Source organism: Streptomyces sp. NPDC038707 (assembly GCF_040636485.1).
GTDB lineage: Bacteria > Actinomycetota > Actinomycetes > Streptomycetales > Streptomycetaceae > Streptomyces.
This window is the reverse complement of sequence record NZ_JBEZUP010000005.1, coordinates 250,691-266,648: the sequence shown is the minus strand read 5'-3', so window position 1 is coordinate 266,648 and position 15,958 is coordinate 250,691. Positions and strand designations below refer to the sequence as shown.

At 73.9% G+C, this 15,958-nt stretch carries 12 protein-coding genes; 4 read left to right on the top strand and 8 right to left on the bottom strand.

Annotated elements, in window-relative coordinates; all coding sequences use genetic code 11:
- Positions 1 to 959: 959 nt before the first annotated feature.
- Both AB0E62_RS09970 and AB0E62_RS09965 read left to right on the top strand, forming a co-directional pair.
- Complete coding sequence (locus tag AB0E62_RS09970; protein ID WP_362190572.1) at positions 960 to 3,755, top strand: aconitate hydratase; 2,796 nt, start codon at positions 960 to 962, stop codon at positions 3,753 to 3,755.
- A gap of 785 nt (positions 3,756 to 4,540) precedes the next feature.
- Positions 4,541 to 5,224, top strand: a complete 684-nt coding sequence (locus AB0E62_RS09965; protein ID WP_362190570.1) for a TetR/AcrR family transcriptional regulator — start codon at positions 4,541 to 4,543, stop codon at positions 5,222 to 5,224.
- Between the two features lie 5 nt (positions 5,225 to 5,229).
- Here the strand turns inward: AB0E62_RS09965 and AB0E62_RS09960 are convergent, their stop codons facing one another.
- Both AB0E62_RS09960 and AB0E62_RS09955 read right to left on the bottom strand, forming a co-directional pair.
- Entirely contained in the window at positions 5,230 to 5,850 is a 621-nt protein-coding gene (locus AB0E62_RS09960; RefSeq protein ID WP_362190568.1) for a ScbR family autoregulator-binding transcription factor, read from the bottom strand.
- A 107-nt stretch (positions 5,851 to 5,957) separates the two neighbouring features.
- Complete coding sequence (locus tag AB0E62_RS09955) at positions 5,958 to 6,749, bottom strand: response regulator transcription factor (RefSeq protein WP_362190567.1); 792 nt, start codon at positions 6,747 to 6,749, stop codon at positions 5,958 to 5,960.
- 493 nt (positions 6,750 to 7,242) lie between these two features.
- On the opposite strand from AB0E62_RS09955, the gene AB0E62_RS09950 reads away from it, so the two are divergent.
- Both AB0E62_RS09950 and AB0E62_RS09945 read left to right on the top strand, forming a co-directional pair.
- Positions 7,243 to 8,193: a ScbA/BarX family gamma-butyrolactone biosynthesis protein gene (locus AB0E62_RS09950; protein WP_362190565.1), complete on the top strand. Its 951-nt coding sequence runs from the start codon at positions 7,243 to 7,245 to the stop codon at positions 8,191 to 8,193.
- Positions 8,194 to 8,217: 24 nt separating this feature from the next.
- The gene (locus tag AB0E62_RS09945) at positions 8,218 to 9,144 is read left to right on the top strand and encodes an NAD-dependent epimerase/dehydratase family protein (protein WP_362190563.1); all 927 of its coding nucleotides are present in this window, start codon (positions 8,218 to 8,220) and stop codon (positions 9,142 to 9,144) included.
- Positions 9,145 to 9,505: 361 nt separating this feature from the next.
- Here the strand turns inward: AB0E62_RS09945 and AB0E62_RS09940 are convergent, their stop codons facing one another.
- The 6 genes from AB0E62_RS09940 to AB0E62_RS09915 all read right to left on the bottom strand — a co-directional run bounded on the left by AB0E62_RS09940 (position 9,506) and on the right by AB0E62_RS09915 (position 15,789).
- Complete coding sequence (locus AB0E62_RS09940) at positions 9,506 to 10,420, bottom strand: helix-turn-helix domain-containing protein (RefSeq protein ID WP_362190561.1); 915 nt, start codon at positions 10,418 to 10,420, stop codon at positions 9,506 to 9,508.
- A gap of 35 nt (positions 10,421 to 10,455) precedes the next feature.
- Entirely contained in the window at positions 10,456 to 11,136 is a 681-nt protein-coding gene (locus AB0E62_RS09935) for an antibiotic biosynthesis monooxygenase (protein ID WP_362190559.1), read from the bottom strand.
- 90 nt (positions 11,137 to 11,226) lie between these two features.
- Positions 11,227 to 12,165: an MBL fold metallo-hydrolase gene (locus AB0E62_RS09930; protein WP_362190557.1), complete on the bottom strand. Its 939-nt coding sequence runs from the start codon at positions 12,163 to 12,165 to the stop codon at positions 11,227 to 11,229.
- Positions 12,166 to 12,193: 28 nt separating this feature from the next.
- Positions 12,194 to 12,697 carry a flavin reductase family protein gene (locus AB0E62_RS09925; RefSeq protein ID WP_362190555.1) on the bottom strand — a complete coding sequence of 168 codons (504 nt, stop codon included), beginning with the start codon at positions 12,695 to 12,697 and terminating at the stop codon, positions 12,194 to 12,196.
- 549 nt (positions 12,698 to 13,246) lie between these two features.
- Complete coding sequence (locus tag AB0E62_RS09920) at positions 13,247 to 14,521, bottom strand: beta-ketoacyl synthase N-terminal-like domain-containing protein (protein WP_362190553.1); 1,275 nt, start codon at positions 14,519 to 14,521, stop codon at positions 13,247 to 13,249.
- Positions 14,518 to 15,789, bottom strand: a complete 1,272-nt coding sequence (locus AB0E62_RS09915) for a beta-ketoacyl-[acyl-carrier-protein] synthase family protein (protein WP_362190551.1) — start codon at positions 15,787 to 15,789, stop codon at positions 14,518 to 14,520. Before AB0E62_RS09915 ends, AB0E62_RS09920 begins: the two co-directional genes overlap by 4 nt.
- Positions 15,790 to 15,958 lie beyond the last annotated feature (169 nt).

Here is a 15,958-nt window from a genome sequence, read left to right as displayed (position 1 = left end):
GCGTCGATCCGGTGCCTTCGGCCGCCGGGCGCCTGACCGTGCCCTCCTGACGGCGGCGCGCCTCAGCGCGCGAGGAGCACACTCGGCCCGCGTGAGCGGCCCCGCTCCCGGGCGCCCGGTCCGCGAGGGGAAACGCCGGATCGCGGAGCACGCGGGCGCGCACATGGAAGCCGAGCGCGCCCAGGTGGAGCAGGTCGAGACCGCCCGCCGGCCGCCGTGGCGCCGAGCGGGCGCAGCGCGGCGTTCTGGAGGCCGAGGAGGAGGCCCGCCGCACCGGCCAGCTTGAACGCACCCTCGTTCACCACCCGCGTCGGCTGCCGGACCCCTCCACCGCCGCTCCCGCATCCGTGGCCGCCGGCCTGCGCGCCGTGCTCCGGACCGGACCGGACGGCGAACCCCCTGCCTGGACGCGACGCGCCGTGCGGGGGCGCCCCTGGCATTCCCGCAGCGGCGGCACACGCGGCCGCACCGCCTTCCCCCCGCCGGGACGTCACCGTCACCGTCCTCATCACGCTCATCAGCTCCAGCGCCCCCGCCACCGGAGAGTTCATCCAGGCCGCCTGCGTACTCCTCCGCCGGCACACCGACAGCAGTGCCCCACCGAGCCGGTGACACGCCCCGGCCGGACCGCCCTCGTCACCGCCCGGCCCTCCGGCACCGGTCCGCCGGCCGCTCCCGGGTCCGCAGCCCGCACGGTGTGCGGAGGCGCTGCCGGCTGTCCGGAAGAGCCGGGGCCGAGCGGCCGCTCGGCGTTCGACGCGGGGGATCGGAGGCGTGCGGACATGACCAGGCCGCGCCCATGTACTAGTGTTATCTCGACATCGAGATATCTGCCGAGGCGCACCGCGGTCGCCGCGCTGGTAAGGCTTGCCTAACTTAGCCTGACCTCACTGGCTTGGCCAAGCCGGCCTGGCGGCACGATTGACGGTGGTACGCGCACATCAATGAAGGAGACTGTCGTGTCGGCGAACAGCTTCGACGCCCGCAGCACGCTGCAGGTGGGCGGCGAGTCGTACGAGATCTTCCGGCTGGACAAGGTGGAGGGCGCGGCCCGGCTGCCGTACAGCCTCAAGGTCCTGCTGGAGAACCTGCTCCGCACGGAGGACGGCGCGAACATCACCGCCGACCACATCCGCGCCCTCGGCAACTGGGACTCGCAGGCCCAGCCCAGCCAGGAGATCCAGTTCACGCCGGCCCGCGTGATCATGCAGGACTTCACCGGTGTCCCCTGCGTCGTGGACCTCGCCACGATGCGCGAGGCCGTGAAGGAGCTGGGCGGCGACCCGGCGAAGATCAACCCGCTGGCGCCGGCCGAGCTGGTCATCGACCACTCCGTCATCGCCGACAAGTTCGGCACCACCGACGCCTTCAAGCAGAACGTCGAGCTGGAGTACGGCCGCAACAAGGAGCGCTACCAGTTCCTGCGCTGGGGCCAGACCGCCTTCGACGAGTTCAAGGTCGTCCCGCCCGGCACCGGCATCGTCCACCAGGTGAACATCGAGCACCTGGCCCGTGTCGTCATGGTCCGCGACGGCAAGGCCTACCCCGACACCCTGGTCGGCACCGACTCGCACACCACCATGGTCAACGGCCTCGGCGTCCTCGGCTGGGGCGTCGGCGGCATCGAGGCCGAGGCCGCCATGCTCGGCCAGCCGGTCTCCATGCTCATCCCGCGCGTCGTCGGCTTCAAGCTGACCGGTGAGCTGAGCCCCGGCACCACCGCCACCGACCTCGTGCTCACCATCACCGAGATGCTCCGCAAGCACGGTGTGGTCGGCAAGTTCGTGGAGTTCTACGGCGAGGGTGTGGCCGCCACCTCCCTGGCCAACCGCGCCACCATCGGCAACATGTCGCCGGAGTTCGGCTCCACCGCCGCCATCTTCCCGATCGACGACGAGACCCTCAGCTACCTGCGCCTGACCGGCCGTTCCGAGCAGCAGGTCGCCCTGGTCGAGGCGTACGCCAAGGAGCAGGGCCTCTGGCTGGACCCGGCCGCCGAGCCGGACTTCTCCGAGAAGCTGGAGCTGGACCTCTCCACGGTCGTCCCCTCCATCGCCGGCCCGAAGCGCCCGCAGGACCGCATCGTCCTCGCCGAGGCCGCCCAGCAGTTCGCCAAGGACGTCCTCAACTACGTCGAGGCGCCGGTCGCGCAGACCGCGGACGCCGCCGCCTCCCCGGTGGACGAGGCCAGCGCCGAGTCCTTCCCGGCCTCCGACGCCCCGGCCTACGGCCACCAGGACAACGGCGCGGGCGCCCCGCAGCACGGCCAGGGCACCGGTGCCGTCCCGTCCAACCCGGTGCGGGTGACGGCCCCCGACGGCACCGACTACGAGCTGGACCACGGCGCGGTGACGGTCGCGGCCATCACCTCCTGCACCAACACCTCGAACCCGTACGTCATGGTCGCCGCCGCCCTGGTGGCCAAGAAGGCGGTCGAGAAGGGCCTGACCCGCAAGCCGTGGGTGAAGTCCACCCTGGCCCCCGGCTCCAAGGTCGTCACCGACTACTTCGACAAGGCCGGCCTCACGCCGTACCTCGACAAGCTCGGCTTCAACCTGGTCGGCTACGGCTGCACCACCTGCATCGGCAACTCCGGCCCGCTGCCGGAGGAGGTCTCCAAGGCCGTCAACGACCACGACCTGGCCGTCACCTCGGTCCTGTCCGGCAACCGCAACTTCGAGGGCCGGATCAACCCCGACGTCAAGATGAACTACCTGGCGTCCCCGCCGCTGGTCGTCGCCTACTCCATCGCCGGCTCCATGAAGCTGGACATCACCCGCGAGGCCCTCGGCACCGACCAGGACGGCAACCCGGTCTACCTGAAGGACATCTGGCCCTCCGAGGCCGAGGTGAACGACGTCGTCGCGGGCGCCATCGGCGAGGACATGTTCTCCAAGTCCTACAGCGACGTCTTCGCCGGCGACGCCCAGTGGCAGTCGCTGCCGATCCCGACCGGCGACACCTTCGAGTGGGACGCGGAGTCCACCTACGTCCGCAAGCCCCCGTACTTCGAGGGCATGACCATGGACCCCGCCCCGGTCGAGGACATCGCCGGCGCCCGCGTCCTGGCCAAGCTGGGCGACTCGGTCACCACCGACCACATCTCCCCGGCCGGTGCCATCAAGGCCGACACCCCCGCCGGCAAGTACCTCACCGAGCACGGCGTCGAGCGGCGTGACTTCAACTCCTACGGCTCCCGCCGAGGCAACCACGAGGTCATGATCCGAGGTACGTTCGCCAACATCCGCCTGCGCAACCAGATCGCGCCGGGCACCGAGGGCGGCTACACCCGCGACTTCACGCAGGACGGCGGCCCGGTCTCCTTCATCTACGACGCCTCGCAGAACTACCAGGCCGCCGGCATCCCGCTGGTCGTCCTGGCCGGCAAGGAGTACGGTTCCGGTTCGTCCCGCGACTGGGCGGCCAAGGGCACCGCGCTGCTCGGCGTGAAGGCCGTCATCGCCGAGTCCTACGAGCGCATCCACCGCTCGAACCTCATCGGCATGGGCGTCCTGCCGCTGCAGTTCCCGGAGGGTGCCACCGCCGAGTCCCTCGGCCTGACCGGCGAGGAGACCTTCTCCGTCTCCGGCGTGACCGAGCTGAACGAGGGCCGCACCCCGCGCACGGTGAAGGTCACCACCGACACCGGTGTCGAGTTCGACGCGGTCGTCCGCATCGACACCCCCGGTGAGGCCGACTACTACCGCAACGGCGGCATCATGCAGTACGTGCTGCGCAACCTGATCCGCAAGTAAGCGGCGGCGCGGTACGGCGACACAGCGGCTAAGGGCCGCGTCCCCGGCATCCGGGGGCGCGGCCCTTCGCCGTACCGCTCACGCGTCGGCCGCCGGGGCCGCGTTCCTGCTCTGGGCGGACCCGGTGGCCGAGTGCACCGGGTCCGCGAGCCGGGCAGGCGAGGGGGGTAGGGGTACCTGCCCGGAGAGGGGGAGTCGGGGCGCGTGGCCGGCCCGGTCGCCGAGCCGCGCGACATCGTTGTCATCGGGCTGTGACCTCGACTCTACCGCCGCCCCCGCCGACCGAGTCAACCCGCTTCGCTAGCCCGATCGGGTGATCCCGGCGCGCGCCTGCCGGAGCGTGCGCGGCGCTGTGTGGTACGTGGGGCGGGCCTTGTGGCGCCTGGGGTCCGTGGGGCCGCGGAACCGCCGGATCCGGGCGGTGCCGGGCAGCACCGGCGGTTTTCGGCGAGGCCGCGGAATGCGATCCGCCCGGGCCTCGCTGGAGCCGCTTTTCGGACATCCGGGCAGTGGCCGCCTGTCCGTCGGGCGCATCCGCTTCTCCACGGCGATCCGCCCGGCGGAAGCCATGAGTGGCGCGATCGATGTTTAACAAACAAGCTGGTTTGGTTAACTCGGCAAGTCTCCTGGGCTATTACGAGGTGTTTTGTTCCTTGTCTCGAAGAGTGGCGGAAATCCGTGCATGCCATTCGCGTGTGATGCCTCCTATAAAACAGGCAAGCTTGTATGCTTTGGGCCCCGGGACCGGGAGAACAGGAACAGGCGGAGAAGGCAGGTGCAGCCTGATGCAGTCACGAGCCGAGCGGACCCGTCAGGCGCTGGTCGAGGCCACGGCCGAGCTGATCGCGGACGGCCGGCCGGCCGACGCCGGCCTGGTCAACATCTGCCACCGGGCGGGGGTGAGCCGGGGCGCCCTCTATCACCACTTCCCGTCCATCGGCGCGCTCACCGACGCGGTGCGCGAGGAGGCACGGGCGCGGCTGCTCGCGCTGCTCGCGGAGGCCTTCGCGGTGGCGGACGGGAACGGGCTGGAGCGCTTCCTCGTGCTTTTCGGCCGGGCGCTGCGCGAGGAGAAGATCGTCCGGGCCGGTATGCGGCTGGCGGCCGACGGTCCGGCCGGCCCGCCGCGGCTGCGCGACGAACTGCTGGCGCTGGTGCGTGAGCGGGTGGCGGGCCCGCCGGGCTCCGGTCCGCGGGGGCGGGACCTCGCGGATCTGGCGCTGGTGCTGACCGTCGGCGTCGAGGCCCTGGGCCACGCCGACCCCCGCTGGTGGGAGGCCGGGACGGTGCGGCGCCTGTGGCAGCTGCTGCGCCCGGTGTTCCCGCCGCCGTCCGTCCAGGCACCGGAACCGGTTCAGGCGCCGGCACCCGTCCAGGCGCCGGTGCCCGGCTGTAGGGAGAAGGAGTGCGTGCCGGCGTCCGGATCCGGGCTCCCGCCCGCGCCGGGAGCCGGCGGCGGGACCCGGTGAGCGGGTCAGCCCGCCACGGGCACTGGCGGCGGAGTGACGCGGAGCCGGCCGATCAGACCAGGGGTGACCAGTCCGGGCAGCAGGAAGCGCCAGAACCCGGTGATCCGCTGCGGCAGGTCCTCCCGCCCGCTGTAGGCCTGGGACATGATCTGCAGACCGGTGAACGAGCCGACGATGGTCGCGGTGGCCTCCCGCAGATCGGTGCCCGGCAGGATCTCGCCCTGGGCCTCCGCCTGGCCCAGCAGGTCCAGGATGGTCCGGCTGGACTGCTCGTACGCCGTGCGCGGCGGGCAGTCCAGGGACGTCTGCTCGATGGTCAGCCGCAGGCTGGCCCGCAGCACCGGGTCGTGCTGGAGGCGGGCGGCGAAGGCCAGGGTCAGGTCGATGACGGACTGGACCTTCACCGGGTGCTCCCTGACCTCCAGCGCCTCGGCGTGCGCCTCCAGCAGGGCCAGCGCGATGGCCTCCTTGGAGCGGAAGTGGTGGTACATCGAGCCGCGGGTCAGTCCCGTGCGCGCGAGGATCTCGTTGGTGCTCGCGGCGTCGTACCCCCGTTCGTCGAAGACACGGGCAGCCGCTTCGAGGATCGAGCGCCTGGACTTCTTACCGCGTTCCTGCTGGGCCATTCCCTGATCCTCGCACCTGACCAACAGACTTGTCTGTACAGTATCGAGCCCAGACGTGGTCGGTGGCCAGGACATGTGCCCGGACCGGCGGGAGGCGCACGGGAGCGTCACGGGGTCACGGGCGCCCCGAGCCGGAAGCCGACCCCCCGGACGGTCGTGATCCACTGGCTGGAGCCCAGCTTGCCGCGCAGCGTGCTGACATGGGTGTCGATGGTGCGGCCGTGCGGGGACCAGGCGTCGTCCCACACCTGGGCCATGATCTGGCGCCGGGGGATGACGGTGCCGGCCTGTGAGGCCAGCAGGTACAGCAGGTCGAACTCCTTGCGGGTCAGGTCCAGCGGCTTGCCGTCCAGGGTCGCCACCCGAGCCTCGGCGTCGATGCGCAGCGGCCCGTGGGTGATCACCCGGGACCGGTTCGCCGAGCGCAGCCGCACCCGGCGCATCACCGCCTCGATCCGGGCCAGCAGTTCCCGGAAGCCGTAGGGCTTGACCAGGTAGTCGTCGGAGCCCGCCTGGAGGCCGAGCACCCGGTCGAGTTCGGAGTCGCGGCCGGTGACGACGATGATCGGGGTGTCGCTGACGGCCCGGATGCCGCGGCACACCTCCAGTCCGTCCAGGTCCGGCAGGTCCAGGTCGAGCAGGATCAGGTCCGCCTCGTGGTGGGCCCGCAGCGCCTGGGCCCCGGTGGACGAGGCGTGGGTCGTGTAGCCCTGCCGGGCCAGGCCTTTCATCAGGGTGTCGGCGGCCCGCGTGTCGCTCTCCACCACGAGGACGTTCAGGGACCCCTCCCACTCGCCGCCCGGCGCGGTGGTCAGCCGCTGGGGCGGGAGCGTGGGGGAGGAGTGCCGGTGGTAGCGCTGCGCTGTCGGTTTGCGGGCATCCACGGTGTGCCGATTCATCCGCCCCTCCTGAGACGCATCCCCCGTCAGCATCCTGTGCTGAACGCTCACGACTGCGAAGGTACCAAACAGACTTGTCTGATTGTCAACGACAGCCTTTTGACTGGAGCTTGCCGTTCCATGACTCAAAGCGCCCGGGAAGGATCGCCGATTCCCCTATCGCGCGCGGGGGTTCAGGTGACTGGGTATCAGTTGCGAGGCCGAAGAAAAAGGTCGGAATGAATCATTCCAGGACGTCAACGCGGCGTTAATCGTGCACAGTTGCATGATTGCGTCCGGAACAAAGCGGCGAGACGGGCAAAAGCCGATTTATGTATCCGGGTGGGCGTTCCGTGTCGCCGGCGAGGGCCGGGCGCAAAGGAAAAGTAAACGGCCACTTGAAATTCCGAACTGACATGTCTGTATCTTATGAGTCGCAACGCGTCGGCCGCGGGGGAAGCAAGCCGGCGTACGGCCGGCTCCCCCTGCCCAGGAACTGACAGGAGTGCTGTTCATGCCGTACGTCGTCGGTCGCCCCCGTCCAGACCTCCGCCCCCCTCAGCTGACCACCACGGTTCCCCGCGAGTACGTGCACCGGGCCGCGGTGTCGGAGGTGTTCCTGACCGGTTGGAGAGCCGACGGCGGGGCCGGCTCCGGGGAACCCGCCTTCACCGTCACCGCCCAGTGGCCCCGCAGCCACGCGCTCTTCGCCCGCGAGGACGGCTACCAGGACCCGATGCTGCTCCTTGAATCGGTCCGCCAGATCGGCTCCCTGCTCGCCCACGCCGAGTTCGGCGTGCCCTTCGGCCACCAGTTCGTCATGTCCCGCCTATCGGCCGCCGCCGAACCCGCCCTGTTCGCCGCCGGGCCCACGCCCACCGAGACCGAACTGCGCACCGTCTGCCGCGACACCGTGTACCGCGACGGCAGGCTCGCGGCGATGCGGTACGACGTGACCGTGCTGCGCGACGGCCGCCCGCTGGGCACCGCCACGGCGGCGTTCCAGTGCGTCAGCCCCGCCGTCTACCGGCGGTTGCGCGGTGAGCGGACCCCGCTCGCGCGGCGCGCGACACCGCCGGCCGTCGCCCCGCGCGAAGTGGGCCGCACCAGCGCGCGGCACGTCGTCCTCGCCGAGCCCGAGCCGGGCGTCCGGCACCGCTGGGAACTGCGGGTCGACACCGCGCACCCGACCTACTTCGACCATCCCGTCGACCACGTGCCCGGCATGGTCCTGCTGGAGGCCGCCCGGCAGGCCGCGCACGCCGCCACCGGCCTGCCCGACGCGCTGGTCCTCGGGGTGCGCGGCACGTTCGAGCGCTACGCCGAACTGGACCTCCCCTGCTGGATCGAGGCCCGGCCCGAGCCGGCCGGCGCGGACGGTGACATGCCGGTACGGGTGACCGGCACCCAGCAGCGGCGGACCGTCTTCACCGCCGATGTCACGCTGCGGCCCGGCGCCCGCTGAGCCGGCCGCCGCCAGGAGACCCACATGCCCCCCACCATCCTGATCACCGGAGCGGCCGGCTTCGTGGGCGGCCACGTCACCCGCGAGGCCCGCCGGCACCGGGCCCGGCTCCGGCTCGTGCGGCACCGGCGCGACCCCCACGGGCCCGCCGGCGAGGTCGTGCACGCCGACCTGGCGGACCCCGGCAGCCTGCGCGGGATCTGCGACGGCGCCGACGTCCTCATCCACTGCGCCGCGCAGATCGGCGGCGACCCCGGGACCAACGAGGCGGTCAACGCCCGCGGTACGGCGGCACTGGTCGCCGAGGCCCGGCGGGCCGGCGTCCGGCGCGTCGTCCAGCTCAGCACCGCGTCCGTCTACGGCCGGGGGACCTTCCGCGGCAGCCGCCCGGAGGACCTCGTGCGCCGCCCGGCCTCGCCCACCTCCCGGACCCGGGCCGCGGCCGAGGACGCCGTCCTGGAGGCCGGCGGCATCGTCCTGCGCCCCCATCTCGTCTACGGGGCCGGTGACAAGTGGGTGGGGCCGGGCCTGGCCCGGATCCTGCGCGCGCTGCCGGGCACCGTGGACGGCTGGCCGGCCCGCACCTCGGTGATCGCCGTCACCGACCTGGCCCGGCTGCTGGTCGGCGCCGCCCTCGCCCCGGCCCGCGCGCTGGGCGCCTCCGTCTACCACGCCGCGCACCCAGAGCCGGTCGCGGTGTCCACGCTGCTGCGCACCGTCGCCGAGTGCGCCTCCCTCGCCTGGCCGCACGGCCGGCTCGGCGCGGAACGGGCCCGCGCCATCCTGGCGGAGCGCGGTCAGCCGCCGTCCGCGCTGGACATGCTGACGACCGACCACGTCTTCGACGGCACCCCGCTCTGGACCGACCTGCGCCAGTCACCCGCGACTCCCTTCCCGGCCGGCTTCCACCAGGCACGGGCCTGGTACCACGAGGTGCTGCGGGCCGGGTGAGGGGCGCGGGCCGGGGTGGGGCGGCCGCTGTCCGGCCGGGGGCTTTCCGTCTCGCGGCACCGGGCGCAGTCCGTACGGGGTGCCTCCCGCCCCGGCGGCGCCGGGCGGGGACCGTCCGGCTCGGCGGCCCGGGCCCGGTGGTTCCGCTTGGCGTTCAGTGATGGGGCGAACTCCGGTGGGCGGCCGGGGCGGGGCGGGTGGAGGCGGGTGGGGTGGCTGCCCGGCCGAAGTCCTTGTCGCCGGGCACGTCCCGGGGTCCCGGTGTGCCCGCGCTGCGGCCCCGAACGGAGTCCGTCCGGCAGCGGGGCCGTCCCGGCGTCCAGCGACCGGACGGACGGACTCCGGCATGCGCGCGGGGCGGTCAGCGGGGGCTGAGGGTGCGGGCCACGTCGTCGCCGTGGTAGTACGTCCGGCCGCCGCGCCGGAGGCGGCGCCACTCCGACTGGCTCGCGTGGCGGTAGGCGCTGCCGGTGGAGATGCCCCACAGCCGGGCGATGTCGGCCGCGGTCAGCCACCGTACGGTCCGGGCCGCCGGCGCCTCGGCGGCCCCCGGACCCGGGCCGTCCGGCCGGCGGCCGAGGCGGAGCCACTCGTGGCCCTGCCAGTGGTGGGCGGGGTCCCGGTCGCAGCGGATCACGGCCGCCGCCCCGGCCGCCCCGGGCGGGAGCACCGCGGTCAGCGACCCCCCGCAGCCCCGCTCCACGCAGGCGCCGAGGCGCACCCGCCGCCGTACGTCCGGATCGACCACCCGGCGGGCCCGGCGCACCAGCCGGGCCACCTCGGCGGAGAACTCGGCCGCCGCGTCGTGCGCCAGCAGCCACGGCAGGTGCCCGGTGAGGAACACGCACAGCGGCAGCACCGCCCGGCGGGGCGCGGGCACGCCGCGTTCCCCGACCACCGCACCGGCCCAGGAGCCGAGCACCGCAAGGATCTCGCCGCGCACCTCGGCCGCGTGGGCGTTGAAGGGCAGGCCGCGCAGCGGACCGCCGGTCGTCCGCGGCCGGGTCCGGTCCTGGCTGCCGCCGTCGAGCAGCCGGCCGCACGCCTCGTACAGACCGGGCAGCCGGCGCAGGTCGCCCGCCAGCCGGGCCGCGCAGTCCGGGCACAGACGCAGACCCGGCGCGGGCGGCCGCCCGGGTTGCCCGGGCGGTCCGGGCCGTGGCGTCGGCTGGTCTTCCCGCGTCGGCCGCGCCGGCTGCCCTGTGGTGCAGCCGGCGCCACCGCACACGTCCACGGCCGCCGTGCGGGCCGCGTCGGTCGCCGGTGCGCTCGTCACGTGATCTCCCCCTGGCTGATGGTCACGGAAAACGGTCAGGCCGCGGAGTGCGGGCGGACCACGCGGAAGGTGTTGTACTCCCAGGTCGTGGTCAGCTTCCGGGCCCGGTCGCGGGAGGCCCGTACGTCCGCGGGCCACCGCTGCTCCGGCACGCGGTGGAAGGCCCAGTACGCCTCCTCGCTCTCCCACTGCGCGTAGTTGACGACGAAAGTGCCGTCCAGGCCGCGCAGCACGCTGTGCGAGCGGTAGCCCGGCAGCAGGTGCACCCACTCCTCGCGCGGCCGGGTCAGCTCCGCGACCAGCGCGTCCTGGTCCCCGGGCGCCACCCACTGGACGGCGATCGAGGTCCAGTCGTCGCGCTCGGGGACGATGTCCACCGCGCCGGTGACGGACGGGGCCCGCTGCACCGACACCAGTTCGGCGGCCAGCAGCCGGTGCCCGGCGGCCAGGCCGCCCAGCTGGAGCAGCTCCCGCTGGTACGCCTCGCCGGTGTGGTGGGCGCGCAGGTCGGCGGCGGTGCGCCACTGGGTGAGCGACACGACACCGGGCCGGGTGTGCGCCGCGTGCAGCGCGGCCGACAGTCTGCCGGGCGGGGCGGGGGCGTCGGACCGGCCGAGAATGCCGAGCAGCTTCTCCTGGCCGGTCCAGTCGTCCTCGGTGAGCGTCAGCCAGGTGAGGGCGACGGCCTGGCAGCGGTCCGGATCGAGCACGACCATGGGTGACTCCTGTCTGCGGGGCGGCCACAACGGGCGCAACGGGCGCAACGGGCGCAACGGGCGGTACGGGTGGGGCGGGGACGGCGGGGGTCAGGCCGCGCAGGCGGGCAGCCCGCCGTGGTAGGCGACCATCTCGGCGAACAGTTCCTCGATGTCCAGCCAGTGACCCGGCTCGGCACCCCTGGCCTCGGCGTAGGCGCGGTGCAGATTGGGCACCAGCCGTTCGCTGTCGAGGAGATGGGCGTACGGTCCGGGGCCGGCCTCGCGTGCCGTCTGCAACGGGGTCAGCCCGGCGGCGATGCCGTCGGCGGCCAGCCGCTGCACGTGGCGCAGATAGCCGGCGGTCTCATCCAGGATCTCGGGCCCGCCGACCGGGCCGTGACCGGAGACCACGGTTTCCGGCCCCAGGGCCCGCAGCCGCTCGATCACCGCGAGGGACCCGGCGACCGACCCGGTCAGACAGAACGGGGTGGCCCCGGACATCACCACGTCACCGGCGAACAGCACGCGCTGGCGCGGCAGCCACACCACGGTGTCGTTACGGGTGTGCGCGGTGCCGAGGTGCATCAGCTCGGCCGGGGTGTCGCCGAGGTGCAGGGTGAGCCGGTCGCGGTAGGTCAGTGTCGGCAGTTCCACGCTGACGTCGCCCCAGCGGACCTCGGGCCACAGGCCGGTCAGGTGCAGGCCGGCCAGGTCCATCTCGGCGCGGGTCTCCTCGTGCGCGACGATCACCGCCTCGTCGGCGAAGAACCGGTTGCCGAAGGTGTGGTCGCCGTGCGGATGGGTGTTGACGACGAAGCGCGGGGCGCGCGGGGCGACCGCCGCCACGGCCCGCCGCAGCGCCCGTGCGCGGGACTCGGTGGCAGCGGTGTCGATCAGGGCGGGGCGGTCGCCGGAAGTGATCAGGCCCGCGTTGTTCAGGCACCAGCCGCCGTCGGGCTGGACGTAGGCGTACACGTCTTCGGCGATCTCGCGCAGATGCGGTTCGGCCGTGGTGGAGGCGTGCGTCCGCGGGTGGGTCTGGGTCACTGGGTTCTCCTGGAGCAGGCCGGCGCGGTCATGCGGGAGCCGCCAGGGCCGGGCTGCCGGCGGGCCGGGTGAAGAGGCGGTTGTGGTAGACGAGGGGGTCCGCGCCGCCCACGGAGACCTGCTGGACGCGGCCGACGAGGATGCTGTGGTCACCGCCGTCGAGCACGTCGTGCAGCGCGCAGGCCAGCCGGGCGGTCGCGTCGGGCAGTCCGGGCAGTCCCAGTTCGCAGGGCTCCATGGGGCTGCCGGCGAACTTGTCGGCGCCGGAGCGGGCGAAGCCGGCGGCCACGTCGGCCTGGTGGGCCGCGAGTACGTTCACCAGGAACCGGTCGGCGGTGACGAACGCGTCGTGGCAGGAGGCCGACTTGGCGGGGCAGACCAGTACGAGCGTCGGGTCGAGGGACAGCGAGGAGAAGGAGCTGGCGGTGAATCCCCAGCGGCGTCCGCTCGGGTCCACGGTGGTCACGACGGTGACCGGGGTGGGCACATGGGCCATGGCGCGGGCGAACTCCGCGGGGTCGACGGTGGGCAACGGTCCTCCCGGCTGACGGAATCTGACGGTGATCAGCCCGGCCGCCCCTCGGCGGCGGACGCGGTGGGCGGTCGGGGACGGGCGGGACGGGCGGGGCGGGAGCCGGAAACGGCCGGGCGGACACCGGATGGACGGACGCAGACGGCTGGGACGGGGGCGGCGGACCGACCGGCCGGCCGGTGCGGATACGGCACCGTGACCGACCGACGGAGCCCGCCGACCCGACCGGGCTACTGGCCGGCCGACCGAGTTGACCGGTCGGCCGAGTCGACCAGCCCGCCGGGCCGGCCGGCCCGGCGGACGGGCCGCTGATCCGTGGGCCGGCCGGCCTGCCGGGCGACAGCGGCCGGTCCGGCAGGCGCCGGCACAGCACCCCCCCGCCCGCAACGGCGCGCCGGGCAGGCCCCCGGCCGCGCACGCCGATGCGAGGCGGCGCGGCGGCCGGGCGGCGTCACCGCGGCCGGGCCGTGCACGGCGTCGCCCGGCCGCTGTCACGCACGCCGGACGGCCTCGCGGCAGCCGGGCGGCCTCGCGGCAGCCGGGCGGCCCTCAGGCCGGCGCGCGGACCACCGCCGCCGAGTTGAAGCCGCCCCGGCCGCGGGCCAGGACCAGGGCCGTGCGCAGGGGGGTGTCCGGGCGGCGGGGCGCGGTGACCAGGTCGACCGGGCAGTCCGGGGCCACGTCGGTGACGTGCGCGGTCGGCGGGATCACCTGGTCCCGCAGGGACAGCAGCGCGGCGGCCAGGTCCAGGGCCGCGCCGCCCGCAGCGAGCCGTCCCGTCATGGTCTTCGGCGCCGTCACCGGCACCCCGCCCGCCCCGAACAGCCCCGCGACGGCCTCGGCCTCCGCACGGTCCGCGGCCCGGCGCCCGGCCGCGTCGGCGAACACGACGTCCACCTCGGCCGGGGACACCCCCGCGTCCCGCAGCGCGAGTTCCGCGGCGTCCCGGAGCCGGGGCGCGCCCCCCGAACCCGGCGGCGGATCGAAGGTGGCCGCACAGCCCGCGACCGTGCCGTACACCCGGGCCCCGCGTGCGGCGGCCGCGTCGGCGTCCTCGAGCACCAGCAGCGCACCGCCCTCACCGGCCACGTGCCCGGAGGCGTCCGCCGAGAACGGCAGATAGGCCCGCGCCGGGTCGGTCACCGAGGTCAGCTCGCCGCCCGCCAGATGCGCCGCCCAGCCCCACGGGCACAGCGCGGAGTCCACCCCGCCGGTGACCAGCAGCCGTACCCCGCGCCGGATCCGGCGCCGGGCCTGGGCCACCGCGTCCAGGCCGCCGGCCTGCTCGGTGACCAGCACCCCGCTGGGGCCGCGCAGCCCGTGCCGGATGGAGATCTGGCCGGTGTTGACGGCGTAGAACCAGGCGAAGGACTGGTAGGCGCTGACGTACTGGCCGCCCTTGCTCCACAGCGCCTGGAGTTCGCGCTGGCCGAACTCGAAGCCGCCCGCGGAGGCGGCGGTGACCACACCGGCCGCGTACTCGGGCAGCCGGGCCGGGTCCACGCCCGCGTCGGCGAGTGCCTCGTCGGCGGCGGCCAGCGCCAGCCGGGTCATGTGGTCGGTCTGCGGCAGCAGCCGGCTGGGCACATGCTTCTCGGGCTCGAAGTCCCTTATCTCACCGGCGAGTTTCGCCGGATAGCGGGTGGCGTCGAACCGGGTGACCGGGCCGATGCCGCTCTCCCCCCGGAGCACCGCCGCCCACCAGGTCTCGGTGCCGAGCCCGTTGGGCGCGGTGACCCCGATTCCGGTGACGACGGGCGCGGCGTGCGCGGCGGGGCGGTCGCCGTCCGGGCGGACGGCCGGTTCGGTGGCGTACGCGGTCATGCGGCGGCTCCCGGTCGCGGGCGGGTCAGGATCATCGCGCTCTGGAACCCGCCGAAGCCGCTGCCGACGCTGAGCACGGTGTCGGTGCGCTGCCGGCGGGCCACCAGCGGGGTGTAGTCCAGATCGCAGGCGGGATCGCTCTCGTGCAGGTTCGCGGTGGGCGGCACTGTGTCGTGCTCGATGGCCAGGGCACTGGCGGCCACCTCGAGGGAACCGATCGCGCCGAGCGAGTGGCCGATCATCGACTTGATGGAGCTGACGGGAACCCGGTAGGCGTGCTCGCCCAGGCTGCGCTTGAACGCGGCCGTCTCGTGCCGGTCGTTCTGCTTGGTGCCGGAGCCGTGCGCGTTGACGTAGTCGACGGCGGTGGGGTCCAGCCGGGCCTCGTCCAGGGCGATCCGGATCGCCTCGGCCATCTCCTTGCCGTCCGGGCGCAGACCGGTCATGTGGTAGGCGTTGCAGCGGCTGGCGAACCCGGCGATCTCCGCGTACACATGGGCGCCGCGCCGACGGGCGCTCTCCAGTTCCTCCAGCACCATGACGGCCGAGCCCTCGCCGAGCACGAACCCGTTGCGGGAGGCGTCGAAGGGGCGGGAGGCGGTATCGGGTTCGTCGTTGCGCGGGGAGGTGGCCTTGATGGCGTCGAAGCAGGCCACGGTGATCGGCGAGATGGGCGCCTCGGTGGCGCCGGCGATCATCACGTCGGCGCTGCCCTCGCGGATCAGCTCCACGGCGTGCCCGACCGAGTCCAGGCCCGAGGTGCAGCCGGTCGACACCATCGCCACCGGGCCCTGGGCGTGGCTGCGCCAGGCCACCTCGGCCGCCATGGAACTGGGCACGAAGTAGTCGAACAGGTGCGGTACGGCGAGGGTGTGGTCCACCTCCCAGGCGCTGCCGCCCCGGCTGACCACGTTGTACTCGGTGTCCAGGCCCATGGTGCAGCCGACCGCGCTGCCCAGGGTGACGCCGGTGCGGGTGGGGTCGAGCCGGTCCAGTTCCAGACCGCTGTCGCGGACCGCCTCGTCGGCGCTGACGATGGCGAACTGGGCCGCACGGTCGAGGCGTTCGGCCTCCTCGGCGGTGAAGCCGTGGGCCAGCGGGTCGAAGTCGGCCTCCGCGGCGATCCGGGAGCGGAACGGGGAGGCGTCGAAGAGGGTGATGGACCGGGTGGCGGTCCGGCCCGAGGTGAGCAGGGACCAGAACTCCTTGGTCCCCACGCCTCCCGGCGCGACCACGCCGATCCCGGTGATGACGACGCGACGGCTCATGGGGTGTCCTTCACGGGTGAGTCCTCCTTGCGGGGCAGGGCCTGCGGGCCGGACACGCGGTGGTGGGCCGGGGCCGATGCCCGAGCTTCGGCACCGGCGCTTGACCCGAGGTCGAGAGCCGGTGGGGTCCGGGCGGAGCCGGGCGGCGCGCCACGCCGGACCCGGGGCG